The following is a 22,411-nucleotide window of genomic DNA, read 5'->3' as shown; positions in this document are numbered from 1 at the left end:
TCGTCTCCCGCTCGCTCCGGTCCTCGCTCGTTCCTCGCTGCGATCCTCACTCGCGTCGTCTTCGCGGGGCTCATGGTCCTCCCTGCAGCGCGGCCTCGATGACGGCGCGCCCGATCGGTGCGGCGAGCGCACCTCCGGTCGCCGACAACCGGTCAGCGCCGTCCTCTACAAGCACAGCGACGGCCACCTTCGGAGCCTTCGCGGGGGCAAAAGCGATGTACCACGCGTGCGGTGGTGTGTGGCGCGGGTCGGTGCCGTGCTCTGCGGTACCAGTCTTGGATGCGATCTGCACGCCGGGGATCGCCCCTTTCTGCTGTGTCACATTCTCGGCGCCGACCATCAACTCCGTTAGCTTAGCCGCGACCTGCGGGGACACCGCACGGCGCTGTTGGTGCGGCGCGGTCGTGCTGATGTTGGCCAGGTCAGGTCCCTGCAGGCTGTCGACGAGGTACGGCTGCATGGCGATGCCAGCATTGGCGATGGTAGCGGCAACGACCGCGTTCTCCAGCGGCGTCAGCGCGACGTCCTTCTGGCCGATGCTGGACATGCCCAGCGCGGCGGCGTCGGGAATCGGGCCCAGGGTGGACTCGGCGACCTGCAGCGGCGTCGGTTCCGGGACGGCGTCCAGGCCGAACGACTGGGCCATCGCGCGCAGCGCGTCGGTGCCGTTGAGCAGACCCAGCTGCACGAAGGCGGTGTTGCACGACCGCGCGAAAGCCTCACGCAGCGTGACGGTTTCGGCGTTGACACAGGGTTGGCCGCCGTAGTTCTCCAGGCTGGCAGTGCTGTCCGGCAGCGGGATCGACGATGCCGCGGTCAGCTCGTCGTCCTCGGACGCGCCGTTCTGCAGCGCCGCCGCGGTGGTGATGACCTTGAACGTCGAGCCCGGCGGATACGTCTGCGAGATCGCGCGGTTGATCATCGGCGAATGCGGGTCGTCGCGCAGCTGCTGCCAGGTGTGGGCCTGCTGTTCCGGGTCGTGCGAGGCCAGCTGGTTGGCGTCGAACGACGGCGAGGACACCATCGCGAGGATCTTTCCGGTGGACGGCTCCAGCGCGACGACGGCGCCGCGGCACGGCCCGTTGCAGCCCTGCTGCATCGCGTCCCAGCCGGCCTGCTGGATGCGCGGGCTGATCGTCGTATCGACCGTGCCGCCGCGGGGATCGCGGCCGGTGAAGAAGTCGGCCAGGCGGCGGCCGAACAGCCGCTGATCGGATCCGTTGAGCATCGGGTCCTCGGCCCGCTCGAGGCCGGTGCTGGAGTAGCGCAGCGAATAGAAGCCGGTGACCGGCGCGTAGACCGCGGCGTTGGGATACACCCGCAGGAATCGGAAGCGGCTGTCGGTGGCCACCGAGTACGCCAAAAGCTGTCCGCCCGCGGTGATCTGGCCGCGCTGCCGGGAGTACTCGTCCATCAGCACCCGCTGATTGCGCGGATCCGACCGCAACCCGTCGGCGGTGAACACCTGGGTGAGGGTGGCGTTGAGCAGCAACAGCACGATCAGTGCCATCACGGTCATCGAGATCCGGCGCAATGAGGTGTTCATACCCGCTCGATCACCTCGGTGTTGGAGCTGGCGATCGGCGAGGTGTTAGGCGCAGGCGAGCGGAACGGGCGACGAGCCGCATGCGAGATGCGGACCAGGATCGCCAGCAGGATGTAGTTCGCCACCAGCGACGAGCCACCGTAGGACAGCCAGGGCGTCGTCAGACCGGTCAGCGGGATGAGATTGGTGACGCCGCCGACGACGATGAACAGCTGGATCGCCAGCGTGGACGCCAGGCCCGCGGCCAGCAGCTTGCCGAAGCTGTCCCGCACGGCGATCGCGGTCCGCATGCCGCGCACGATGACGATCGTGTAGAGCATCAGGATCCCGGCCAGTCCGACCAGGCCGAGCTCCTCGCCGAACGCCGCGGAGATGAAATCCGTTGCGGCAGCGGGCACGGTGTCCGGCTGGCCGTTGCCCAGCCCGGTGCCGAACACTCCCCCGGTCGCGAAACTGAACAGCGATTGCACGATCTGGTAGCCGGCGCCGTCCGGGTCGGCGAACGGGTCCAGCCAGGTCTGCACCCGAACCCGGACATGGCCGAAGGCGTAGTAGGCCAGCACGCTGCCCAGCGCGAACAACGCCAGCCCGATCACCACCCAGCTGAACCGCTGAGTGGCCAGGTACACCACGACGAGAAACGACGCGTACAGCAAAAGCGATGTGCCCAAATCTTTTTCGAAGACCATGACCGCAATGGACGCCGTCCACGCGCCCAGCAGCGGGGCGAGGTCGCGTGGCCGCGGCAGATCCATCCCCAGCACATGCTTACCCGCGCTGGTGAACAGCCCACGCTTGGCGACCAGCACGGCCGAGAAGAAGATCAGCAGCAGGATCTTCGAGAACTCGGCGGGCTGAATGGAGAAGCCGGGCAACCGAATCCAGATCTTCGCGCCGTTCTGCTCGGACAGCGACTTGGGCAGCAGCGCGGGAACCGCGAGCGCGATCAGGCCGGCGAGCCCGGACACATAGCCGTAGCGGGCGAGCTGGCGGTGGTCCTTCAGCAGCACGACGACGGACGCGAAGGCGCCGACCCCGACCAGCGTCCAGAGGATCTGGGGGTTGGTGACGGCGCGGCCACTGCCCTCGGCCAGCCGCTCGTCGAGATCGAGCCGATGGATCATCACCAGGCCGAGCCCGTTCAGCAGCGCCACGATCGGCAGCAGCAGCGGATCCGCGTACGGCGCATAGCGTCTGATCGCCATGTGCGCGACGCCGAATACCGCCAGGAAGCCCAGGGCATAGGTGAACAGCTGCCAGCTGAGGCCGCGTTCCTGATTGGCCTGCACGATCGCGAATGCCGCGGCGGTGATCACTGTCGCGAAACCCACGAGCATCAGCTCGGCATTGCGCCGGTTCGGCAACGAGGGTGTGACAGTGACGGGCGCCTGCGGCTGCGTCGTCATTCCGGAGTCCGGCAGTCGGTGCCCGGCTGGGGTGGCGGCGGGGAGAGCGCGGGGGCGGTCGGAGCGGCCGGCGACTGGGTCGCCGAAGACTCTTGCGGCGCAGTGGTTCCCGCGCCGGGCTCGGCGGTGGCCGAGGCGGAGGGGGTAGGGGCGGACGACGGGGCCGGGGTGGGTGATTGCGCGCGCGCCAGCGGACACAGCGGCAGCAGCGAGTCGGTGGCGAGTTGGCGCAGCTGCGCGTTGGCCTGCTCCAGTGTGCCGACCGGAAGCCCGGCGGCGACCTGCGCGCGGGGCGACTCGGCCAGGTCCGACGGCTTCATCAGCCGGCAGTCTTTGTTCGCTGGCGTGCCGAAGCGGATCACCGACAACTGGTTTCGACTGTCCAAGCAGCCCTGCGAATAAGGTTGGTGCAGAGGCACTCCCAGGATCGATACCTGGATGCCCTGCATGATCGACACCGCGCCGTTGTAGTCGGTCACGTAGTAGTAGCTTCGGATCACGGTGCGGCCGACCGCCAACCCCGCCAGCACCAGGAGGATGGCCAGCGCCACGCCGATCAGCATCCGGCGGCGCGTCCGCCGCGGCGCCGGGGCCGTATCTATTTGGGGCACAGCCCGTTTGGGTGCCTCTTTGCGCGGGGTCAGCGCCGAGGCGCGGCTGGCCGCGGTGTTGGGCCGGGTCAGCTGCGCGTGTACGTCGGCGTCACCGGACACCGCGCCCGCGATGATCGGCTGGGTGGGACCGAAGTCGTTGTCGACGACGTCGGCGACCACCACCGTCACGTTGTCGGGTCCGCCGCCGCGCAACGCCAACTCGATCAGCCGGTCGGCACTATCGGTGACGTCCGGGATCTTCAGCGCTTCCTGAATCGTCTCGTCGCTCACCGGATCGGAAAGTCCGTCGGAGCACAGCAGATAACGATCGCCGAGGCGCACCTCGCGCATGGTCAGCGTCGGCTCCACCTCATGGCCGGTGAGCGCGCGCATGATCAGTGACCGCTGCGGGTGGCTGTGCGCCTCCTCTTTGGTGATCCGCCCGTCGTCGACCAGCGTCTGGACGAACGTGTCGTCCTTGGTGATCTGGGTGAGTTCGCCCTCGCGCATCAGGTAGCCCCGCGAGTCGCCGATGTGGGCCATCCCAATTCGATTGCCGGCGAACAATATTGCGGTCAATGTGGTGCCCATGCCCTCGAGGTCGGGTTCCATCTCGACCTGCGCGGCGATCGCGGAGTTACCGGAGTGGATCGCGGCGTCGAGCTTGGCCAGCAGATCGCCGCCGGGCTCGTCGTCGTCGAGGTGGGCGAGGGCGGCGATCACCAATTGCGAGGCGACTTCACCGGCGGCGTGCCCGCCCATGCCGTCGGCGAGCGCCAGCAGGCGCGCACCGGCGTACACCGAGTCCTCGTTGTTGGATCGCACCAAGCCGACATCGCTGCGCGCTGCATAGCGCAAGACCAAAGTCACGGACGCCACTCCTCGATCCCGGCTACGCCGGCATCATCGTCATCGGCGGGCGTCACGGACGCAACTCGATCACCGTTTTGCCGACACTCACCGGCGTGCCAATGGGAACCCGTACCGCCGTCGTCACTTTCGCCCTGTCAAGGTATGTACCGTTGGTCGATCCTAGATCCTCGACGTACCATTCTGTCCCCCGCTGCGAAAGCCGCGCGTGCCGCGTCGACGCATAGTCGTCGTTGAGTACCAACGTAGAGTCGTCGGCCCGGCCGATCAGCACCGGCTGGCCGCTCAACGTGATTCGCGCCCCGGACAGGGCGCCTTCGGTCACCACCAGATAGCGCGCCGCACCCCCCCGTTGCCGCGATGGCAACAGCGTGCCGCGCAACGTCAGCCCGCGGCGCACCATCACGGCCCCGGTTGGCGCGTAGATGTCGGTGCGCAGGATCCGTAGGACCGACCAGATGAACAGCCACAGCAGCATCAGGAACCCGGCGCGCGTCAGTTGCAGTACGAGTCCCTGCATCTGGCGTCCTCTCCGTCCTAGTGCCGCGTGCCTCACGTGCCCGGATTTAGCAACGTCACGATACTTGGACGGTGGTCGACGCGGGGTGAAGCTGGCTGCGCGACCTGCGGGCCTAATGGATGTGGACGACGATCTCCGAGTGTCCGAGCCGGATCACGTCGCCGTCGGCCAGCTGCCATTCCTGGACAGGGGCGTTGTTGACGGTGGTGCCGTTCGTAGAGTTGAGGTCGCTGAGCAGCGCGACGTGACCGTCCCAGCGAATCTCCAAGTGCCGCCGTGACACCCCGGTGTCCGGCAACCGGAACTGGGCGTCCTGGCCGCGGCCGATGACGTTGGCGCCGTCCCGCAGTTGGTAGGTGCGACCGCTGCCGTCGTCGAGTTGCAGCGTGACCGCCGAACCGGCGCCCGAGGAGTAGCCGCCGGCTTGGCCGTAGCCGCCCTGGCCATAGCCGGCGTCCTGCTGCTGGCCGTAGTCGTGGCCGCCCTGGTCGTAACCACCCTGGTCGTAGCCGCCGCCACTGGGCGCGGCGTAGGACTGGCCGTAGTCCTGCCGGCCGTAGTCGGCCTGCTGGCCGTAATCCTGGCGCCCGTAGTCGGCCTGCTGGCCGTAGTCCTGGCGGCCGTAGCCGCCCTGGTCGTACCCGCCGCCCTGCTCGGGGTAGCCGCCGCGCTGGTCGGGTGCGCCGTAGCCGCCCTCGTCGTGACGGGCCGGCCCGCGACCGTAGTCCGAGTACTCGTCGTAGCCTTGGCCGCCGCCGGCCGGCTGGCCGTAACCGTGCTGGCCGCCTTGGCCGCCCTGACCGTAGCCCGCGTCCTGACGCTGACCGCCGCCGTAGCCGCCCTGGTCGTAGCCGCCGCCCTGGCCGTAACCGCCCTGGCCGTATCCCCCGCCGCGCTGCTCGGGGGCGCCGTAGCCGCCCTGGTCGGGGTAGCCGCTGCGCTGCTCGGGGGCGCCGTAGCCGCCCTGCTCGGGGTAGCCGCCGCGCTGGCCGTAGCCGCCCTGGTCGGGGTAGCCGCGCTGGTCGTACCCACCCTGTTCGTAGCCACCGCGCGATTCGGGTGCGGCATGCGGGTCGTCATGTCGCGGCTGCGCGTAGGGGTCGTCGTAGTAATCGTCGCCGGGCCGACCCTGCCCGTGGCCACCGCCGTAGTTGTCGGTCATCGCTGATACTCCTGGTTCTGCGTTGAACGCATGATCTGATTGTGGCGGGGCGAGCTCGCCGGCGCTTGGCCGGGGCTCGACATCGGGGTTGACAGCACCGCGGGTGCGGAACTGGCCGGTGTGCAGGTTCGCCGACTGCTCGAACCGGACGACCACGTCACCATATGTTTGCCACCCCTGTTCGCCGATGTATTCCGCCAAGTGCTTGGCGAAAGCGTCCGACGTGACGTCCGGGTCGGCGCCCACTTTCTGGTAGTCGTGCATACCGAGGGTAATGATGTATTCGTTGGGAGCCAAAAGGCGATTGCCAGCGACGGGACGGATTCCCTCGCCGGCCTCCCGTCGCAGCGCCGCTTCGATCTCCTGCGCGACGATCGAGCCGCCGAACACGCGAGCGACGGCGTCGCCGACGGAGACCTCGAGTTTGCGCTCGATGCGTTGAACTAGCCCCCTCTGGCTGCTCATGTCTTGACGTCCTCGTGTCTGAAGCTGCGCGGAGCCGGGTTGCGGCGTGTCGCACAGCGCGTGTCGTATGCAGCATGCTATCCGCCAAGCGCAGCGCAGCGGCACCTCCGGAACTCTGAGAATCCCGTTGTGGCAGGTCAATACCGGCGCCCCTCCGATTTGGGGATGGCCGCTACTACAGTGATAGGCTCCACCGGTTGTTTAGGGCGAGTGGCGGAATGGCAGACGCGCTGGCTTCAGGTGCCAGTGTCCTTCGGGACGTGGGGGTTCAAGTCCCCCTTCGCCCACCGAATTGAGCGGCTAGGGGCCACGATCTCGAAAGAGGCCGTGGCTCTTATCTTTTGCGCTGGGTGGCGACTCCTGCGAGCGTGTAGAACACGCGTTCTCCACCCGGATGTCGCGGCGAGCGCGAAAACGTCTGCGGCCCAATCCAGCTCGCGCAGAATGCGAAGTCGTTCGGCCGCAATCTCTGTGGCCCGTTGCTTCTGGAGTCAGTGGCCGGCACCGGAGTGGCCGATCGACGCTACTTTGCGGCCGTTTGATTGTGGCGATGCTGAGCAGATGCGAGGCGCTGTAATTCCGTAAAACCCGGCTGAACCGACGATTGCAGGTCTGGCTGCAAATTTCCGAGATAACTCGGCAGGCCTTCGACTATTGTTTTGACGATTAGACCTTGAGACGGTTCACGCAAATCCAAAATCAGAACGTTGTTATCGCGTAGCTCGACCACGTCGGACTTGTCTACGCCCTCCGGCAGCGAATCGGCCAGGTAGTCGAACAGCAGGCGCGTCATCGACGAGCTCCAGGCCCAGTCACCGTCGATGAACCGAACGAACCCGCTCATTTCACTGCGCTCCAATGATGATTACGTTTGGGTTATTCAATCCCTGAACGAATTGTCTGACCAGGGTTTGCTGTTCAACCGTGAATTGGGATACGTCCACGGGAACTATATCAGCCTTGATTTCAGCGTGGCGAATTATTTGGGCCTGGAGATTGCTCCACTGTTGGTCGAAGAATTTCGACGAAAAATTCCCCACCGCATCGTAGGTCGTACCTGTCGGGTCGATGAAGTCGTAGGGTTTCCCCGCCTCGGCGCGGGAAAGATTGACGCCCAATTCGTTCTCGATTCTCAGCCCGGTCTCCGCTTCACGCGCCACGAACGAACCGCCTCGCGCTGGGTCGGCTCCGAGTTCCAAGGCGTGGTCGGTGGTCAAGTCGAGTACTGGCGCCGGTTCGTGGACGAGCGGTGGGTCGGGGTGTAGCGCGGCCGTGTCGGGGGTGTCGACGTGAGTGTGCGGGGTTGGGATGTCGTCGCCGTGCCGGACGACGTCGCTCAGTCCGCGGAATCCGTCGTGGGCCCAGCCGAGCACCTTCCCGCCTGGTATCAAGCTCGCGGAATCCAGGACCGCCTCGGTGCGTTCACCGGCCCCGGCCTCGCCCCAGTTGCCGAAGGTTTTGATGTCTTTGGCGACGTCGGGGACGATTCCCAGGGTGTACTTGTTGATGTCGTGACTGGCGTCGGACAGACCCTCGGCCGCTTGGCTGGCGACACTGGGCCCCGGTGGGAACGCTTGTACCTCGGCGTTGGGCGGTAGCGGCGGAGCGGGAATGGGTCGAGCCGCGCCGGTCGCGGCGGCGGATTTGTTGAGGTTGTTGAGGATTTCGGTCTGCTGGGTCAGGGTGCGGCGGGCATCGAAGACCGCTTGGCTGAGTGGGTCGGTGACATCGCGGCCGGGCCCGGAGCCGGGCCCTTGGGTCACAGCCTGTTTGGCGGCGGCGTCGAGTTTGGCTTGTGCGTCGTCGAGGGCGCGACGCGCTTGGGCGACCTTGTCGGCTTGGCGGGCGATCACCGATGGGTCACCGGCCACGATCGGATCGGTCAGCGGGGACGTGGTGTAGCGCGGGGCGGTCGGATCGGGTCCGCCTGGGCCGGCTTGGCCGGGGGAGCCTTGCGGCTGGGTAGCTGGGGGCGGTGCTGGTGAGGGTGGCGCAGCAGCCGGGATGGGTGCGTCACCATCGGCCATGTTGATGGCAGCGGCCAACTCGGCGTCGACCGCGTTGGCGTCGGTCAGGATCTTGTCGAGACGGGGCTGCAGCTGCATCTGCGCGAGCTCGGCTTCCATCGGCGGCATCGCCTCCGCCGCAACGATCTTGTTGCTCGCTGCGTCGATCTTCATGTGCAACGCGGTGGCATCGGCGCGCAGCGTCCGTAGTTCGGACTGCACGTGCTCGATGTCGTTGGCGGCCTTGCCGGCCGCTCGGGCTACCGCCAGAGACTCGTTGCCGTGCGCGTCGAGGTCTTGGCGGATCGAGGCGTTGGTGTGCTTCCTGGCCTCGGCTGTCGCGCCCGCCCAGGTGTCGAAGACCGAGAGCGTGCCGAGCTGACGGGACGCCTCCAGGGTGGCAGTGCCTCGCGCGGTGGCGACATGGAAGACGTCACGCACCGCCCCGGCGTTCCACCGCTCGATGTCGGCGACCGTCAACACCATTGGGGTCAGGCCGAATCGACGGGACCCTCAGCGCCGGGGTGCAGCGCCCGCAGCTGCTGGACGTGGCTGCGCTCCATCTCGGCGAAGCTGTGGCCATCGTTGTGGAAATCGGTGGCGTGATTGCCGACATCGGTGACCAGTCGCCGCGAGGTCTGCACCCACGCCGCCGTCTTGGCGTTCAATGCGGTGGCCGAACTGCCCACCCAGCCCGCTTGGGCCGCCACCAGCTGGTCGTCGGACGACACATGAGCCGTGGCCAAGTCCTCACCCTGCCCGGTGATGTGCGCAGCCGAGGACGCCAACGCCTCCAGATCAACCCTGGGCCCGTTGTTGGCTGCCATGACCACCACCTCGCAGAAGAAGCGCTGACTATGGAATATCCGACGCCGAGGCCCGCCGCAAGTCACCCAGGGATTGATGCGGCCGGATCCGGTCCCCGCCCGCCGCGCAGGCTGCCGTCGAGATAGGCCGCCCGGCAGGCGGCATGGCCGACCTTGCCGCTGGACGTCCGCGGTATCGCACCCGCCGGCACCAGCAACACGTCGCGCGCGGTCACGCCGTGGCGCACCGCAATCGCCGCGCGGATGGCGTCGATGACCGCATCGATATCGGTTTTGTGTGCGCCCGGGGTGCGCTCGCCGACGATCACCAACTGCTCGGCGGAGTCGTCGACGTCTCCCGCGTCCGGCAGCTGGTTGGCCGGCACCGAGAAAGCAGCCACGTAGCCCGCGCGCAGCGCAGCGCTGGTTTCCTGCGCGGTGTACTCCAGGTCCTGCGGGTAGTGGTTGCGGCCGTCGATGATCACCATGTCTTTGACCCGACCGGTGACGTAGAGGTCGCCCTCGAAGTAGGTGCCGTAATCGCCGGTGCGCAACCACCGGGCGTCGTCCGGCACACCCTCGGCGTGCGACCCCGCGATCCGTACTGCCAGACGGTTGTCGAAGGTCTGTTCGCTGTCGCGTTCGTTGCCCCAGTAGCCCGCGCCAATGTTGTTGCCGTGCAACCAGATTTCGCCGATATGCCCGTCGGGCTGCTCAGCGCCGGCGTCGGAGTCGACGATGGCGGCCCACTGGTCGATCGCGACGGCGCCGCTCGACACCTGGGCAACCGCCGAGGCGGCGTCTTTGGCGACGGTGCGGAAGCGGTCCTGGCCCAGCTCCTCGCGGTCTACATAGATGGTCTTGGCCACCTGCTTCATGTCGGTGGTCGAGACGAACAGCGTCGCCTCGGCCATGCCGTAGGACGGCTTGATCGCGGTGGCGGGCAGGCCGTAGGGCGCGAACGCCTCGTTGAACTTGCGCATCGACGCGGTCGACACCGGCTCGCTGCCGTTGAGCAGCGCGAAGACATTGCTCAGGTCGAGCTCGGGGTCGCCGTCCTTCGGCAGGCCTCGCAGCGCGGCGTGCTCGAAGGCGAAGTTCGGCGCCGCGGAGAAGGTCGGCCCGTCGTCGTCCGGTTGCACCGCGAGCTCCTTGATCCAGCGCAGCGGCCGGCGCACGAAGGCCGTCGGGCTCATGATCGTGATGCAGTGCCCGACGACCGACGGGACCATCGCGGTGACCAGGCCCATGTCGTGAAACAGCGGCAGCCACATGACGCCGCGCTGGCCCTCCTCGCACTGGAGGGCGGAGATGAGCTGCGCCAGGTTGGTGGCCACCGCGCGGTGGGTGATCTTCACACCGGCCGGGGCCCGGGTCGACCCGGAGGTGTACTGCAGATAGGCGATGGAGTCGTGTTCCACCGGCACGGGTTGCCAGGTGTCGGCGACTTCGTCGGGGACGGCGTCGACGGCGATGACCCGGGGCCGCTCGCCGGCGGGCCGGTGCTGACGGAAGAACTTGCGGACACCGTCCGCGGAATCGGCGGTCGTCAGGATGGCCGACGGTGCGCAGTCGCCGAGCACCGAGTGCAGGCGGCCGGTGTGCCCGGGTTCCGCGGGATCGAACAGCGGAACCGCGATGACCCCGGCGTAGAGCGCGCCGTAGAACGCCACCAGATAGTCCAGGCCTTGCGGGGCGAGGATGGCGACGCGGTCGCCCGGCTTGGTGACCTGTTGCAGGCGGGCACCAACGGCGCGGTTGCGCGCGCTGAACCGCGACCAGGGCAGGTCGATGTACACGCCGTCGCGCTCGGTGGAGAAGTCGAGGTAGCGGTATGCCAGCCGGTCGCCGCGCATCTTGGCCCACCGCTCGACGTGACGGACCAGACTGCCGTTGTCCGGGAACGTGATCCGCCCCGTCTTGGCGTCCACGAACGGGTTCGGCACTGGCATGGCAGTTCTCCTTTGGCGCGCGTGCGTGTTCAACCGGTTTCTCGTCGCCGGCTATCGACAACCGACCAGCAGCCCTGACAGAAGGACGCTGTGCTCGCCACGTGGGAAAAGACTCGAGTTCGCCCGTGATCTACCCGCTACCGTCCCACACTGGCCGGCAGACCCGGCCCGCGACGCCCCTTCTCAGGGACCTTCACAGAATTGACCAGGAAGACTGGGCCGGCATGTCGCGTTGCGACAGGCAGGTCAGGACGAAGGGGGACGCGGGTGAAGGTCCGGTTCGGGATCAGCCTCGGCATCAACTCGCCGCACGATCAGCTCGGGACGATCGTCGATCACCTGGAGGCCAGCGGGGTGGATTCGCTGTGGTTCTCCGAACTGGTCTACTCCCCCGCCGTCGACCCGATGGTCGGCATGGCCTACGCGCTGGCACGCACGACGACGTTGAAGGTCGGCACCTCGGTGGCGGTGCTGCCGGGCCGGCAGCCGGTGCTGGTGGCCAAGCAGTTGGCGTCGCTGGCCGCGCTCGCACCCAAGCGGGTGCTGCCGGTCTTCGGGCTGCAGTCCGCCATCCCCGCCGAGCGCGAACTGTTTCCGGTGCCCGAAGGCAAACGCGGCGCGGTGTTCGACGAGGCGCTGGAGTTGCTGCGCGCGGCGCTCGCCGAGGACTCCGCCGACTATCACGGGCGGTACTTCTCTGTCACGGCGGCCGCGGTCGCCCCGCGACCCAATCCCCCTTTGGACATCTGGCTGGGCGGTTCGGCCCCGGCGGCATTCCGGCGGATCGGCCGACTGGCGGATGGCTGGCTGGGTAGCTTCTTGACTCCCGCCGAGGCCGGCGCCGGACGCGAGGCGATCCAACGCGCCGCCGCGGATGCGGGTCGCGAGATCGAACCCGACCACTTCGGCATCTCGCTGGCGGTGGCCGACGGTGAGCTGCCGGCAGAATTGGCCGCCGCGGTGCGCCGCCGCCGCCCCGACGTCGACCCCGCGGATCTGGTCGCCGCCAACTGGGACGAGCTCCATCGGCAGCTGGACGGCTACATCGAGGCGGGTTTGACCAAATTCGTTATCCGCCAAGCACATTCCGGACCCAGCGAAGAATTCATAGACCAGTTCGTCGCAGAATTGGCCGGCCGGGAGAACTGAGTCAGAGCGACTCGACCCAGCGGATGATCGCCGGAGTGGGCTCGTCGGTGATGTCGCTGAACTCGGCATGCTTCTTGATGTACTCGCCTACCGTCGGGCAGACCGGCACGACGCGCTTGCCCTCGGCGCGGGTCGCGGCGAGCGCTTCGCCGATGAGAATCGTCGCCAGGCCGCGTCCGCCGAACTCTTCGTCGATCTCCGTGTGGTAGAAAACGCGCTGCTCGCCGCGGTCGGCGACGGCTTCGAGGCCGACGGTCCGGCCGTCAACGGCGATCGTGTATTTCCCGTCGGTCGCGCTCACGGTGGCCTCGGCGCCGGTCTTATCGGTGGGCATGAGTCCTCATTTCCGCGGCGGTCGGATTACCTGCATCGCCAACCGCATCACCGGTCCGGGCACCCGGTCCTTGACCGACAGCGCGGCGTCGGCGACCCGGCCCCGCAACGGCGTCCCTCGGCCGAACGCGCGATTGAGCGGCCCACCGGTCGGTTCGAGGTCGACGTGCAGCGGCGGGGCTCCCTCGTTGTGGCCGAGAGCTGTGGAGATGACGATGCGCTGGATTTCGCTGGTGCCCTCAAAGATGGTGTAGAGCTTGGCATCTCGATACCACTTTTCGACGGGGTGGTCGTTGATGTAGCCCCAGCCGCCGAGCGTCTGGATGGCTCGCTCGGTGGCCCGCACCGCGACCTCGCTAGCCGCCATCTTCGACATCGAGCCTTCGCCGCGCTCGAACGCGATGCCCTGGGCGGCCATCCACGAGGCCCGCCAGGTCAGCAGTCGCGCCGCGTCGATCTGGGTGGCGATCTCGGCGAGCGGGAACGCGATGCCCTGGTTGTCCATGATCGGCCCGCCGAACGCCTCGCGCTGGGTGGCGTAGGTGGTCGCGTATTCCAGCGCGGCCCGGGCGATGCCGATGGCCTGCGCCGCGACCATCGGACGGGTCTGCTCGAACGTCCCCAATGTGGCTGAGCCGGAACGCTTTCCGCCAGCCACCACCTCACGGGCCTTGGCCAGCTTGTGCTCGAGCTTCTCCTCGCCGCCGAGCAGATTGGCCCCGGGAACCCGGACGCCGTTGAATTTCAGCTCGGCGGTATGCGACGCCCGGCAGCCCAGCTTGTCGAGCTTGCGCACCAACTCCAGGCCGGGTGTGCCGCCCGGCACGATGAACAAGGCCTGGCCGCGGTGGCCGAGTTCCTCGTCGACGACGGCGTTGACCACATGGACGTCGGCGATGCCGCCATTGCCGATCCACATCTTGTGGCCGTCGAGAATCCAGTCATCGCCGTCACGCTTGGCCGTGGTGCGTAGGTTGCGGACGTCGCTGCCGCCCTCGGGTTCGGAGATCGCCAATGCCGCGAGCTTGAGATCGCCTGGGGAGCCGAAACATTGGGGCGCCCACTCCAGCATCTGCTCGGGGGAGGCGGCCTGGCCGATCGCCGACAGCGCCAGCGCCGGCATGACGATCGCCAAACCTATTCCGGCGCAACCCCAGAACAGTTCCTCCATGAACATCGGCAGCGACAGCCCGCTGGGATCGCCGATCAGGTCGCGATAGAACAGCGGGCTGTAGAAGCCGGCCTGCGCGGCCTCCTCGAGTACCGGCCACGGGAACTCCTGCTTCTGGTCGTAGTCCAGCGCGACCGGCCGGATGACGTTCTCGGCGAACTCATGGGCGCGCTTGGCCAGGTCGTGTTGCGCACCGGTCGGCGTCAGGTCGAAGGTCATAAAGGGAGGTCCTCCGTGTCGGTTGACCCTCTATTACCCCCGCGGCGACGCGTTCAACCCCGTTGGGTAGACAAGTGTTCACGCCGCGGAGCGCGGCCCGACCTCGCGCATGGGCAGGTGGAACACCGTGGCGGTGACCGGAGCGGCATCGTTCTCGCGCCGCGCGAGCAGTGTGGCATTGTCGGCCAACTGTCGCGGGCTGATCTCCCCCGCGGCGATCTTGCGCAGAGTGGCGTGCGCCTCGGCGAGCTGCTCGCGCTTGCGGTACTGGCCGCCGGGCAATTTCACCCCGGCCCACACGCCATACTCTTCGCGGTTCTCGACGGCGTAGCGGGCGCACAGACGCTGCTGAGCCAGCGGGCACCGGCGGAGGCACAGCAACCGCGCCTCGGTGGCCGACTGTTCATAGGCACGAGCCTTGGCGGCACCGTCGCCGCCATCGTCGTCGGCGTAGCCGAACCACATCTCCGGGTTGACTGAGCACGGGTGACCCATTGGTCCGCCTCCTTCGGTTCTAAAACGTATACAGAAACATATACACACCAGACCCGCGTCCGCAAGGGAAGCGAGACAAAAACATATATGCCGAGGCGGTTCGGTCGCGCTGTGTAATATCCGGATATGGCCGGAACGCTGCGATGAGCCGTGAATCGGCGGGCGCAGCGATTCGAGAGCTTCGCGAGTCGCGCAACTGGTCCCTCGCCGACTTCGCCTCGGTCACCGGCGTCAGCATCATGGGCCTGAGCTATCTCGAGCGGGGCGCGCGCAAGCCGCACAAAGGCACAGTTCAAAAGGTGGAAAACGGTCTGGGCCTGCCGACCGGCACCTACTCGCGGCTCGTCGTGGCGGCCGATTCCGCCGCCGAACTCGAGCGCCTGACCGCGCCGCGGCCGGCCGAACCGATCCCGGTAAGGTCCGATGGACCGGTCGTCGTAGTACGGCACAACACCGACACCGCGGTGCTGGAGCGATCCTCCGAAGCACAGCTCGATGCCATCAAATCGGCGATCGAGCGAGCGCCGGCGAATACATCAAACGAATATGAGTCGTATATTCTTTCTGTGATCGAACAGTGCGTGCGGGCCGAGATGCTGGCAGCCGACTCCTGGCGCCTCGCGGCCGGTGCCGATGCCGAGTCCGCCGGTCGACTCATGCAGCATCTCGAGCAGCTGGAAAGCGCCCGCGGCGACCTCCTGGAGCGCGTGCCGGCGAGCCTGAGCGCGCGACTCGACCGGGCCTGCGTGCGCTCGGCCCTCCCCGACGCCGTGATCGCGGGAATGCTCGGGGTCACCGGCGCAGAGTTGTGGGACATCCGCAACAGAGGAGTCATCCCGCCGGGCGCTCTCCCCCGGGTCCGGGCATTCACCGAGTCGACCGAGGGAGAGCAGCAGTGACCGGAGATGACGTGGCGGCACTGCGCCACGCTCACGAACTGTTCGCGGGGAACACCCGGGAGGCATCGTTCGACGCGCGGCTGGCACCCTACGATCGACTGCTGGCTCGGGCTGCGGACCTGAATAGCGCTGGGGGACAGGCATATTACCGCGCGGTGGTCGACCGCAGCCGGGACGACCTGCGGGCGGCCGCGAGCGTCGACGCCGAGGTGGCCGCCACCGCCCATGCAGCGCGCCGGGACCACGCGGCCGCGCAGGCGCTGACTAGAGCCGTGCTCGACGAGGCGCGGGCCGACAACGCGGTGCCGGATACCCCCCTCGCACAGCGTGAGGCGATGCGCCGCCGGACCGCGCGGCTGCGCGCTCAGCACGCCCATGTGCTGGCGGCCCGTCGCCGATCGCGTAGGCACCGCTCGCGGTGGCGGCCAGTCCGCTATCGGGTGCGCCACCACGGCCTACGCCTGCCGCCGCCCAGCAGCCGAGCGGGGATCGCGGTGCGGGCCGCGCTGTCGCGGCTGGGCCGTCCCTACGTCTGGGGAGCGACCGGCCCCGATCAGTTCGACTGTTCCGGGTTGACCCAGTGGTCCTACGCGAAGGCCGGAATTCACTTGGACCGCACCACATATCAGCAGATCTACGACGGTATCCCGATTCCGCGCGCACAGGTCCGCCCTGGCGATCTGGTCTTCCCGACGGCGGATCACGTCCAATTGGCGATCGGCAACAACCTCGTCATCGAGGCGCCCGAACCCGGTGCGACCGTGCGCATCAGCCCGCTCGGCACCGGGGTGCAGATCCGGCGACCGGTGGGGTAGCGACGATGGCCGACGCGCAGGGACAGGGAGCGGCCGGACAGGCCGGCGGCTCGATCGAGGCGAGCGAGGCCGGTCAGGCGGCGCTGTCGGCACGCCACGCGGCGTCATCCGATGCCGACCGGGCTCTCACCGAAGCGCTCGCCGCCGCCCACGCGGCAACTGTCGAGGCGACCCAGCGCCTCGACGCCATTGCCGCCGACATCGACGGCGCCGTCGCCAACCAGGCCGCCCTTGCGCTCGATACGGCGATGGGTGCGCGGGAGTTCCAGAAGTTCCTGCTCACCAAGCAGCACGAGATCGGTGCGGTGGTGGCACACGCGCGCGACCTCGCCGGCGCGGCCGCCGCGAAATTGGACGGGTTGCGTGAGCACTACACCGCTCCTGCACAGGACTGAATTGTCGGCGCCGACGGCCGTGGCTACTGTCCCCACCATGCCCGACGATGCGTCCTCCGCCGACCATCAAGAAGGCGCCGCGGCCGAGGCCATTCGGAGCGCGGAAATCGCTCTGGCACATCAGAATTCGTCGACAGCACAGGTCGATCTGCAAGTCGTGACCGCGGTGCTGAACGCGCATCAGAAGGCCGCCGCCAGTAGGGAAGCCCTGGACGCCCTGCAGCGCGACATCGAGGGCGCCGTCGCGGCGCGGTCGGATCTGGACACCCCCGCAGGTGCGCGCGACTTCCAGCGCTACCTGATCGGCAAGCTGCGTGACATCCAGGCCGTCGTTGCCGGGGCAAGCCTCGACGACGTGTCGAACTCGGCGCTGATGGCGGCCTGGACGTCGCTGTACAACTCTTCCCAGCCCGACGCCGAGCCCGCGGCCAAGTCGAGCTCCACCGAAAGCCACACGGCCCCACCGAATTTTGCGCCGGATTCACTGACGGACGAGTTCCCCGACGACGACTACGGCATGCCGCCCGAGGAGGCCCCCGGAGCGCCGGCGTCCGCGCCGGTGCCGGCCGGGATGCCCAGCATGCCGTCGTTCGGTGGGGGAGGGGTGCCGAGTGGGGGCGGCTTCGGACTTCCCGGTGGGCTTCCGCTGCCGTCCGCCCTGCCCGAAGAGCCTGCCACCCTCGATGACGCGGCGTTCGATGCCGAGGAGCCCGACAACCAACTCGTCTCCGACGACGAGGGCCACGAGTCCAAGCCGGATGAACCCGCATCCGGACCGACCACCGTGACGCTGCCCAACGGCGAGACGTTGACCGCCGCGTCCCCGCAGCTTGCCGCGGTCATCGAAGCCGCCGCGGCCGGAACCCCGATCGCCGACGCCTTCCGCCACGAGGGCATCACCATTCCCGCCCCCGGCACTCCGGTCGGCGAGCCGCTGGACCCGGCGCGGTTGGTGCCCGGCGACGTCGGCATATTCACCGACCGGCACGCGCTCGCCCTCGGCGAGAGCCGGGCGCTGGTCAACGGGCAGATTCAGCACACTTCTACCGTCAGCGGCCCGACGTTCCTAGGCTGGGAGCACCCGCCGGTGCCGGTCAACGCGTCCGCGCCGGCCGCTACCGATCCACCCGCGCCCACCAGGCCGGCAACCGTCGACAGACCCGAGACAGCGTAGAAGCAGCCCGGCCCGCGCCGGAACGTCAGAAGGAGAGAGCGGATGGCAGACCGAATCCATGTGGTGCCGGCGCATTTGCGGCAGGCGGCCGGCCATCACCAAGAGACGTCGGAGTACCTGCGCGCGCTCCCGTCGTCGCACGAGGCCATTCAGCAGAGCCTGGACTCGCTCGGCCCGATCTTTGGTGACCTCCGCGAAGCCGGCCGGGAGCTGCTCGAGCAGCGCCGGCTCTGCTACGAGCAACAGGCCGACAATCACGCGCAGATCGCGGACGACCTGACAAAATCGGCCGGCATGTGGGAAGAGCACGACGCGGCAGCCGCCCAACAAATTGAGCGCATCTCCGACGACGGTCGATGACCGAGGCCGATCCCGCGTTCGACACCGTTCATCCAAGCGGGCACATTCTGGTCCGCTCATGCCGCGGCGGATACATGCACAGTGTGACGCTGACCGAAGCCGCGATGCACACCGATGCGGACAGCCTGACCGAGGGCATTCTGCTGACCGCCGATGTCTCGTATCTCAAGGCGGTAATGGAGGTTCGGGGTGAGATTGTCGCCGCGGGATACACCCCGTCCGCCGAGGTTCCTACCGCCGATGATCTTGACGTGGCGATCGAAAGATTGGTCGCCCACGAGCTACCGCGCCGCGACGAAACGGACCGCTAACTAGCGAACCCAGGTCTGGACCGCGTCGCGCTCCGGGGCAATATCAGCGGGCGGCTCGACGGGGTTGGCGCCGAACAACTCTCGCGCCTGGCTCAGTAGCGCGCGCACCTCATTCAACTGCTGCTGAAGCCCTGTATCAGCCATGCGTTCACGCTACTCAGACACCGTTATTCGCACAATTCACCCGTCTTTGCGGGCCGTCAAACAGCGCGGCTGTCGATGCGGCGTTGACGGTACGCTTGGCCGGTGGCGATCTTCGGACGGAATACGGCGCGTCAGCGCCTCCGGAGGGCTGCCCAGGAATCGCTGAAGATCCCGGCGTTCAAGTCCCCGGTCGATGCCACCCCGTGGATCACGGGAGGCCTCTGGCCTGCGGAACTGTCCATGGTGACGGCCGAGACCGCCCCGCTCGTCAAGTATCTGAAGGCCGACCTCCAACGAATCGTCAATTCGGCGAACGAGGAACTCAAGAACATTCGCTGCGCGGGGCTGGTCGATTCGACCCGGCAGGCGGAAGAAGCGCGAGTGATCAACGACGCCCGCGCCTTTGCGGTGCGCCGGGTCGAGTCGACCGTTCGGCACCTCCATTCCTTGAAATCGAAATTGCCGCCGGAGCACCGCCCGGTAAATGGCGTCGACGAGACGGAGAAAACGGCGCGATTCAAACTCGCTCCGCCGAAACAGGATCCCGAGCCGACCGTTGAAATACCGATCGTGGAGCCCGAAGTGGCGCCCGCTCCGCCTGCCCCGGAGCCTGCCGAGGCCAGGCACCAGAAGTACGAGCCGTTCGATCCCTGGGAGTCCCTCGAGTCGCCCGAACCAGAGGAGCTGACGCGGCGGTGGGAGCCCCTCGCGGAGGCCGCCGTCCCGGCAGCGGCGCCCGAGTTCGCGCCATCCGAGCCCGAACCGGAGCCTGAGCCGGAATACGAGCCTGAGCCGGATGTCGAGACCGAGCTCGAGCCCGAGCCGGAAGCCGAACCGGAATCTGAGCCGGAACCCGCTGTCGTGCAACTGGATCCGGAACAGTCGACCCCCAAGCACGCGTTCGACTCCGACGACACCGAGGTGCTCGAGGAACTCTCGTCGCTGCTGCAGGAGATCGCACCGCTGACACAACCGCCGATCGAACCGCCGCCACCCGCGCCGCAGCCGGTGATCGACGAGGCCGAGGCCAGCCGGCACCTGCCGGTCATCGAACCCGCCGCGGCCGCCGAGCCGTCGGAGTCGGATCGCGACCGGCTGGAGCGGCAGCTCAAGTTCGTCGCGCGCCAGGAACCCGGACTGCGGTGGGCGGTCGGCCTGCGCGAGGACGGCAGCACGCTGCTGGTGACCGACCTCGCCCACGGCTGGATACCGCCCGGCCTGAAGCTGCCCACCGACGTCCAACTGCTGGAGCCGGGTCGGCGCAAGGGCACCGCGGCGACGCTGCTCGGCCAGACGACCTTGGTGGCCACCTACGCGCCGGGCGACCCGCTCGGGTGGGCGATGGACTACGAAGTCACCGACACCTCGTCGCGACCGCGCGAACTTCCGCCGGTCGACGATCTCGGCTGGGTGCTCGGCGAGGCGACCCACTGGCGCGACGGGCTGCCACGGATGGTCAACACGTTGGCCAGGGCGGGGGCCGCGGGCACCGGCATCGTCGATGCCGAGATCGACATCCTGCGCGTCTACCTCGACACGTCGCGATATCAACTGCTCGCGCAGTACCCGGACGTCGACCCGGGGTTGTTGCTGAACTGCCTACTGCTGGCGGCGACCGAGGGGATCGCCACCAAGAACAACGTGCTCGCGAACTACCACTTCGCCTGGTTCCAACTGCTCAGTTCACCGCCGGCCAGCGGATGGAAGGCCGGCCCGTGACGAATGAATTGACGCTGTTCGGAGGGGTCGAGATACTGCCATGATGCCGGGGCCGGGTAGTCGCGCGCAGCTCAGCGACAAGGATCTCGTGGAGTCGGTGCTGCGCGAGTTGAACGACGCCGCTGACAAGTGGGAGGCCCTCGTCGGGCAGGCCGAATCGGTCACTTACAGCGTCGATCTCGGCGACATTCACGCGGTCGCGAACGCCGACGGGCGGCTGGTCGACCTGTCGTTGCACCCGAGCGTGATGTCCGGCTACAGCCATGGGGAGCTCGCCGACCGGTTGAACCTCGCCGTCGCAGCCCTGCGCGACGAGGCCGAGTCGGAGAACCAGGCCCGCTACGGCTACGGCGGAGCCCTGCAGTGACGGGAAACCGGTTGACGCACAACGAAGAAGGACGCTGACGTGCCACTCAATCTCTCCAACCGCGACCAGAACTCGGGGCACCTGTTCTACAACCGCCGGCTGAAGGCCGCGATCACCCGGTTCTCCGTGCGGATGAAGCATGACGACCGCAAACAGCAAGCGGCGGTAGCGTTGTCGATGGTGTTCGTGCTGATCGGCATCGGCTGGATGGCGCTGCTGCACGTGATGAAGCCGGCCGGTCTGGTTGGGCAGTCCTCGATCATCGGCAACCGCGACACCGGGGCCGTCTACGCCAAGGTCAACGGCCGGCTCTACCCGGCGCTGAATCTGACCTCGGCGCGCTTGGTGGTGGGCGCCAACGCGGCGCCGACATGGGTCAAGGCGTCCGAGATCGCCAAGTATCCGACCGGCCCGATCGTCGGCATTCCCGGTGTGCCGGACAGTCTTCCGATCACCGCGAGTTCGGTCTCGGCATGGTCGGTGTGCGACACCGCGCCCGCCCGGGGCACCGGGACGTTGCCGTTGGTGACCTCGATCGCCGGCGAACTCGCGAAGGACGGCCGGGCCGCGCCGATGCAGCGGAACCAGGCGATCCTGGTCACCCACAAGGGCGCGACCTACGTGGTGTGGGGTGGGCAGCGGTCGCAGATCGACCCCGCCGACCGATCGGTCACCTTCAACCTGGGATTGGATCCGGGGCTCACCTACCCGATCGAGATATCCAATGCGCTCTTCGACGCGATGCCGGCCACCGAACCCCTGATCATTCCGGCGATCCCGGATCTGGGGACGCCATCGACCTGGCTCCCCGGGTCGCCCGTGGGCGCCGTGCTGGAGACGCGCGACGCCAACGGCACCGTCACCGGCTTCTATGTGTTGCTGCCCGACGGAGTGCAGAAGATCACCAGCTTCGTCGCAGACCTGCTGCGCACCGCGACGGCCCAGGCCTCCGCAACGCCGACACTCATCTCGCCGGACAAGTTGATCCACATTCCCGCGGTCGACGTTCTCAACGTCGGGTTCTATCCATCGGGCAAGCTGAATTTCGTTGACACCGCGGCCAATCCGGTGACGTGCGTGGGTTGGCAGAAGCAGACCACCGACCCGCAGGCCACGATCAACATCATCAGCGGCCGCGGTCTGCCGGTGCCGATCGGAATGGATCAGCGCCTGGTGCGCCTGGTGCGCGACGACCGTGCGCCGGAATCCGTCGAGGCCGACCAGGCCCTCGTGCTGCCCGGTGCGGCCAACTTCGTCGCGACCACCAGCGGTGTTGCCAGCTCGGGTAGCCGCGAGAGCCTGTATTGGCTGTCGCCGCAAGGTGTTCGGTTCGGCGTGCAGTGGGACCGCAAGACCCTTGAGCCGCTCGGGCTCGACGTGGGCAGCGCCGTGCAGGCCCCCTGGCCCATCGTCCGCACGTTCGCGGCCGGGCCGGCCATCAGCCATGACAGCGCGCTGCTCGCGCGCGACACCGTCACCGGGGGCGGGGCCGTCGCGCCCGTTCCAGAACCCAACGCCGCGGCCGGAGGATAAC

General features: G+C 67.8%; 23 protein-coding genes, 1 tRNA gene and 1 pseudogene. 12 read left to right on the top strand and 13 right to left on the bottom strand.

Features of this window, described 5'->3' with window-relative positions; all coding sequences use genetic code 11:
• Positions 1-70 precede the first annotated feature (70 nt).
• From pbpA to PT015_RS17325, 5 genes are all read right to left on the bottom strand, one after another.
• Positions 71-1,546 (bottom strand): D,D-transpeptidase PbpA, encoded by a 1,476-nt coding sequence (pbpA, locus tag PT015_RS17345; protein ID WP_285186089.1) that lies wholly within the window; start codon positions 1,544-1,546, stop codon positions 71-73.
• Positions 1,543-2,952, bottom strand: coding sequence for an FtsW/RodA/SpoVE family cell cycle protein (locus PT015_RS17340; protein ID WP_285186088.1), 1,410 nt, complete (start codon positions 2,950-2,952; stop codon positions 1,543-1,545). The genes pbpA and PT015_RS17340 overlap by 4 nt, the downstream gene beginning before the upstream one ends.
• A complete protein-coding gene (locus PT015_RS17335) occupies positions 2,949-4,415 on the bottom strand; it encodes a PP2C family protein-serine/threonine phosphatase (RefSeq protein WP_285186087.1) in 1,467 nt (488 codons plus the stop codon). The genes PT015_RS17340 and PT015_RS17335 overlap by 4 nt, the downstream gene beginning before the upstream one ends.
• Before the next feature lie 52 nt (positions 4,416-4,467).
• Positions 4,468-4,935, bottom strand: a complete 468-nt coding sequence (locus PT015_RS17330) for an FHA domain-containing protein FhaB/FipA (protein WP_285186075.1) — start codon at positions 4,933-4,935, stop codon at positions 4,468-4,470.
• Between the two features lie 112 nt (positions 4,936-5,047).
• Positions 5,048-6,562, bottom strand: a complete 1,515-nt coding sequence (locus PT015_RS17325; RefSeq protein ID WP_285186074.1) for a DUF3662 and FHA domain-containing protein — start codon at positions 6,560-6,562, stop codon at positions 5,048-5,050.
• Positions 6,563-6,766: 204 nt separating this feature from the next.
• On the opposite strand from PT015_RS17325, the gene PT015_RS17320 reads away from it, so the two are divergent.
• A tRNA-Leu gene (locus PT015_RS17320) sits at positions 6,767-6,849 on the top strand.
• Between the two features lie 236 nt (positions 6,850-7,085).
• On the opposite strand, the gene PT015_RS17315 is transcribed toward PT015_RS17320, so the two are convergent.
• The 4 genes from PT015_RS17315 to fadD32 form a co-directional block, all read right to left on the bottom strand.
• Positions 7,086-7,355, bottom strand: a complete 270-nt coding sequence (locus tag PT015_RS17315; RefSeq protein ID WP_285186073.1) for a hypothetical protein — start codon at positions 7,353-7,355, stop codon at positions 7,086-7,088.
• Positions 7,356-7,407: 52 nt separating this feature from the next.
• Positions 7,408-9,054, bottom strand: a complete 1,647-nt coding sequence (locus PT015_RS17310; protein ID WP_285186072.1) for a hypothetical protein — start codon at positions 9,052-9,054, stop codon at positions 7,408-7,410.
• A 5-nt stretch (positions 9,055-9,059) separates the two neighbouring features.
• A complete protein-coding gene (locus PT015_RS17305; RefSeq protein WP_285186070.1) occupies positions 9,060-9,395 on the bottom strand; it encodes a WXG100 family type VII secretion target in 336 nt (111 codons plus the stop codon).
• A 62-nt stretch (positions 9,396-9,457) separates the two neighbouring features.
• Positions 9,458-11,326, bottom strand: coding sequence for a long-chain-fatty-acid--AMP ligase FadD32 (gene fadD32 / locus PT015_RS17300; RefSeq protein ID WP_285186069.1), 1,869 nt, complete (start codon positions 11,324-11,326; stop codon positions 9,458-9,460).
• A 267-nt stretch (positions 11,327-11,593) separates the two neighbouring features.
• On the opposite strand from fadD32, the gene PT015_RS17295 reads away from it, so the two are divergent.
• Positions 11,594-12,475, top strand: coding sequence for a TIGR03854 family LLM class F420-dependent oxidoreductase (locus PT015_RS17295; protein WP_285186067.1), 882 nt, complete (start codon positions 11,594-11,596; stop codon positions 12,473-12,475).
• Position 12,476: 1 nt separating this feature from the next.
• On the opposite strand, the gene PT015_RS17290 is transcribed toward PT015_RS17295, so the two are convergent.
• The 3 genes from PT015_RS17290 to PT015_RS17280 all read right to left on the bottom strand — a co-directional run bounded on the left by PT015_RS17290 (position 12,477) and on the right by PT015_RS17280 (position 14,693).
• Positions 12,477-12,809, bottom strand: a complete 333-nt coding sequence (locus PT015_RS17290; protein WP_285186066.1) for a GNAT family N-acetyltransferase — start codon at positions 12,807-12,809, stop codon at positions 12,477-12,479.
• Between the two features lie 6 nt (positions 12,810-12,815).
• Complete coding sequence (locus tag PT015_RS17285; protein ID WP_285186065.1) at positions 12,816-14,198, bottom strand: acyl-CoA dehydrogenase family protein; 1,383 nt, start codon at positions 14,196-14,198, stop codon at positions 12,816-12,818.
• Positions 14,199-14,276: 78 nt separating this feature from the next.
• Entirely contained in the window at positions 14,277-14,693 is a 417-nt protein-coding gene (locus PT015_RS17280; protein WP_285186064.1) for a WhiB family transcriptional regulator, read from the bottom strand.
• A 143-nt stretch (positions 14,694-14,836) separates the two neighbouring features.
• Between PT015_RS17280 and PT015_RS17275 the strand changes: the two genes are divergently transcribed.
• Genes PT015_RS17275 through PT015_RS17250 form a run of 6 tightly spaced genes read left to right on the top strand, consistent with a single transcriptional unit; the run spans position 14,837 to position 18,647 of the window.
• Entirely contained in the window at positions 14,837-15,592 is a 756-nt protein-coding gene (locus tag PT015_RS17275) for a helix-turn-helix domain-containing protein (RefSeq protein WP_285186063.1), read from the top strand.
• Entirely contained in the window at positions 15,589-16,407 is an 819-nt protein-coding gene (locus PT015_RS17270) for a C40 family peptidase (protein ID WP_285186062.1), read from the top strand. The genes PT015_RS17275 and PT015_RS17270 overlap by 4 nt, the downstream gene beginning before the upstream one ends.
• A gap of 5 nt (positions 16,408-16,412) precedes the next feature.
• Complete coding sequence (locus PT015_RS17265) at positions 16,413-16,802, top strand: DUF4226 domain-containing protein (RefSeq protein ID WP_285186061.1); 390 nt, start codon at positions 16,413-16,415, stop codon at positions 16,800-16,802.
• Positions 16,803-16,839: 37 nt separating this feature from the next.
• On the top strand, positions 16,840-17,976 hold the full coding sequence (locus tag PT015_RS17260; RefSeq protein WP_285186060.1) for a DUF4226 domain-containing protein: 1,137 nt from the start codon (positions 16,840-16,842) through the stop codon (positions 17,974-17,976).
• A 42-nt stretch (positions 17,977-18,018) separates the two neighbouring features.
• Positions 18,019-18,336, top strand: a complete 318-nt coding sequence (locus tag PT015_RS17255) for an ESX-1 secretion-associated protein (protein ID WP_285186059.1) — start codon at positions 18,019-18,021, stop codon at positions 18,334-18,336.
• Complete coding sequence (locus PT015_RS17250) at positions 18,333-18,647, top strand: DUF2694 family protein (protein WP_285186058.1); 315 nt, start codon at positions 18,333-18,335, stop codon at positions 18,645-18,647. The genes PT015_RS17255 and PT015_RS17250 overlap by 4 nt, the downstream gene beginning before the upstream one ends.
• Here the strand turns inward: PT015_RS17250 and PT015_RS17245 are convergent, their stop codons facing one another.
• Entirely contained in the window at positions 18,648-18,791 is a 144-nt protein-coding gene (locus PT015_RS17245; protein ID WP_285186057.1) for a hypothetical protein, read from the bottom strand.
• A 102-nt stretch (positions 18,792-18,893) separates the two neighbouring features.
• Between PT015_RS17245 and PT015_RS24640 the strand changes: the two are divergent.
• The 4 genes and pseudogenes from PT015_RS24640 to eccB all read left to right on the top strand — a co-directional run.
• A pseudogene (locus PT015_RS24640) lies at positions 18,894-19,227 on the top strand (hypothetical protein); the annotation flags it as partial.
• A complete protein-coding gene (locus PT015_RS17240) occupies positions 19,200-20,510 on the top strand; it encodes a DUF5631 domain-containing protein (RefSeq protein ID WP_390888034.1) in 1,311 nt (436 codons plus the stop codon). The pseudogene PT015_RS24640 and the gene PT015_RS17240, both read left to right, overlap by 28 nt.
• 40 nt (positions 20,511-20,550) lie before the next feature.
• Positions 20,551-20,877, top strand: coding sequence for a DUF2710 family protein (locus tag PT015_RS17235; RefSeq protein ID WP_390887844.1), 327 nt, complete (start codon positions 20,551-20,553; stop codon positions 20,875-20,877).
• Between the two features lie 39 nt (positions 20,878-20,916).
• A complete protein-coding gene (gene eccB / locus PT015_RS17230) occupies positions 20,917-22,410 on the top strand; it encodes a type VII secretion protein EccB (protein WP_285186054.1) in 1,494 nt (497 codons plus the stop codon).
• Position 22,411: the final 1 nt, after the last annotated feature.

This window comes from Candidatus Mycobacterium wuenschmannii (assembly GCF_030252325.1).
Lineage (GTDB): Bacteria > Actinomycetota > Actinomycetes > Mycobacteriales > Mycobacteriaceae > Mycobacterium > Mycobacterium wuenschmannii.
The sequence above is the reverse complement of the archived record's forward strand: the minus strand, read 5'-3'. Positions and strand labels throughout refer to the sequence as shown.

What these genes read in the sequence shown, in the direction of transcription:
- PT015_RS17290 (WP_285186066.1), bottom strand. Translation starts at nt 12,809, where the DNA reads ATGCCCACCGATAAGACCGGCGCCGAGGCCACCGTGAGCGCGACCGAC.
- PT015_RS17255 (WP_285186059.1), top strand. Translation starts at nt 18,019, where the DNA reads ATGGCAGACCGAATCCATGTGGTGCCGGCGCATTTGCGGCAGGCGGCC.
- PT015_RS17235 (WP_390887844.1), top strand. Translation starts at nt 20,551, where the DNA reads ATGATGCCGGGGCCGGGTAGTCGCGCGCAGCTCAGCGACAAGGATCTC.
- PT015_RS17260 (WP_285186060.1), top strand. Translation starts at nt 16,840, where the DNA reads ATGCCCGACGATGCGTCCTCCGCCGACCATCAAGAAGGCGCCGCGGCC.
- PT015_RS17315 (WP_285186073.1), bottom strand. Translation starts at nt 7,355, where the DNA reads ATGACGCGCCTGCTGTTCGACTACCTGGCCGATTCGCTGCCGGAGGGC.
- PT015_RS17330 (WP_285186075.1), bottom strand. Translation starts at nt 4,935, where the DNA reads ATGCAGGGACTCGTACTGCAACTGACGCGCGCCGGGTTCCTGATGCTG.
- PT015_RS17285 (WP_285186065.1), bottom strand. Translation starts at nt 14,198, where the DNA reads ATGACCTTCGACCTGACGCCGACCGGTGCGCAACACGACCTGGCCAAG.
- PT015_RS17250 (WP_285186058.1), top strand. Translation starts at nt 18,333, where the DNA reads ATGACCGAGGCCGATCCCGCGTTCGACACCGTTCATCCAAGCGGGCAC.
- PT015_RS17305 (WP_285186070.1), bottom strand. Translation starts at nt 9,395, where the DNA reads ATGGCAGCCAACAACGGGCCCAGGGTTGATCTGGAGGCGTTGGCGTCC.
- PT015_RS17275 (WP_285186063.1), top strand. Translation starts at nt 14,837, where the DNA reads ATGAGCCGTGAATCGGCGGGCGCAGCGATTCGAGAGCTTCGCGAGTCG.
- PT015_RS17265 (WP_285186061.1), top strand. Translation starts at nt 16,413, where the DNA reads ATGGCCGACGCGCAGGGACAGGGAGCGGCCGGACAGGCCGGCGGCTCG.
- PT015_RS17325 (WP_285186074.1), bottom strand. Translation starts at nt 6,562, where the DNA reads ATGAGCAGCCAGAGGGGGCTAGTTCAACGCATCGAGCGCAAACTCGAG.
- PT015_RS17340 (WP_285186088.1), bottom strand. Translation starts at nt 2,952, where the DNA reads ATGACGACGCAGCCGCAGGCGCCCGTCACTGTCACACCCTCGTTGCCG.
- PT015_RS17310 (WP_285186072.1), bottom strand. Translation starts at nt 9,054, where the DNA reads ATGGTGTTGACGGTCGCCGACATCGAGCGGTGGAACGCCGGGGCGGTG.
- PT015_RS17280 (WP_285186064.1), bottom strand. Translation starts at nt 14,693, where the DNA reads ATGGGTCACCCGTGCTCAGTCAACCCGGAGATGTGGTTCGGCTACGCC.
- pbpA (WP_285186089.1), bottom strand. Translation starts at nt 1,546, where the DNA reads ATGAACACCTCATTGCGCCGGATCTCGATGACCGTGATGGCACTGATC.
- fadD32 (WP_285186069.1), bottom strand. Translation starts at nt 11,326, where the DNA reads ATGCCAGTGCCGAACCCGTTCGTGGACGCCAAGACGGGGCGGATCACG.
- PT015_RS17245 (WP_285186057.1), bottom strand. Translation starts at nt 18,791, where the DNA reads ATGGCTGATACAGGGCTTCAGCAGCAGTTGAATGAGGTGCGCGCGCTA.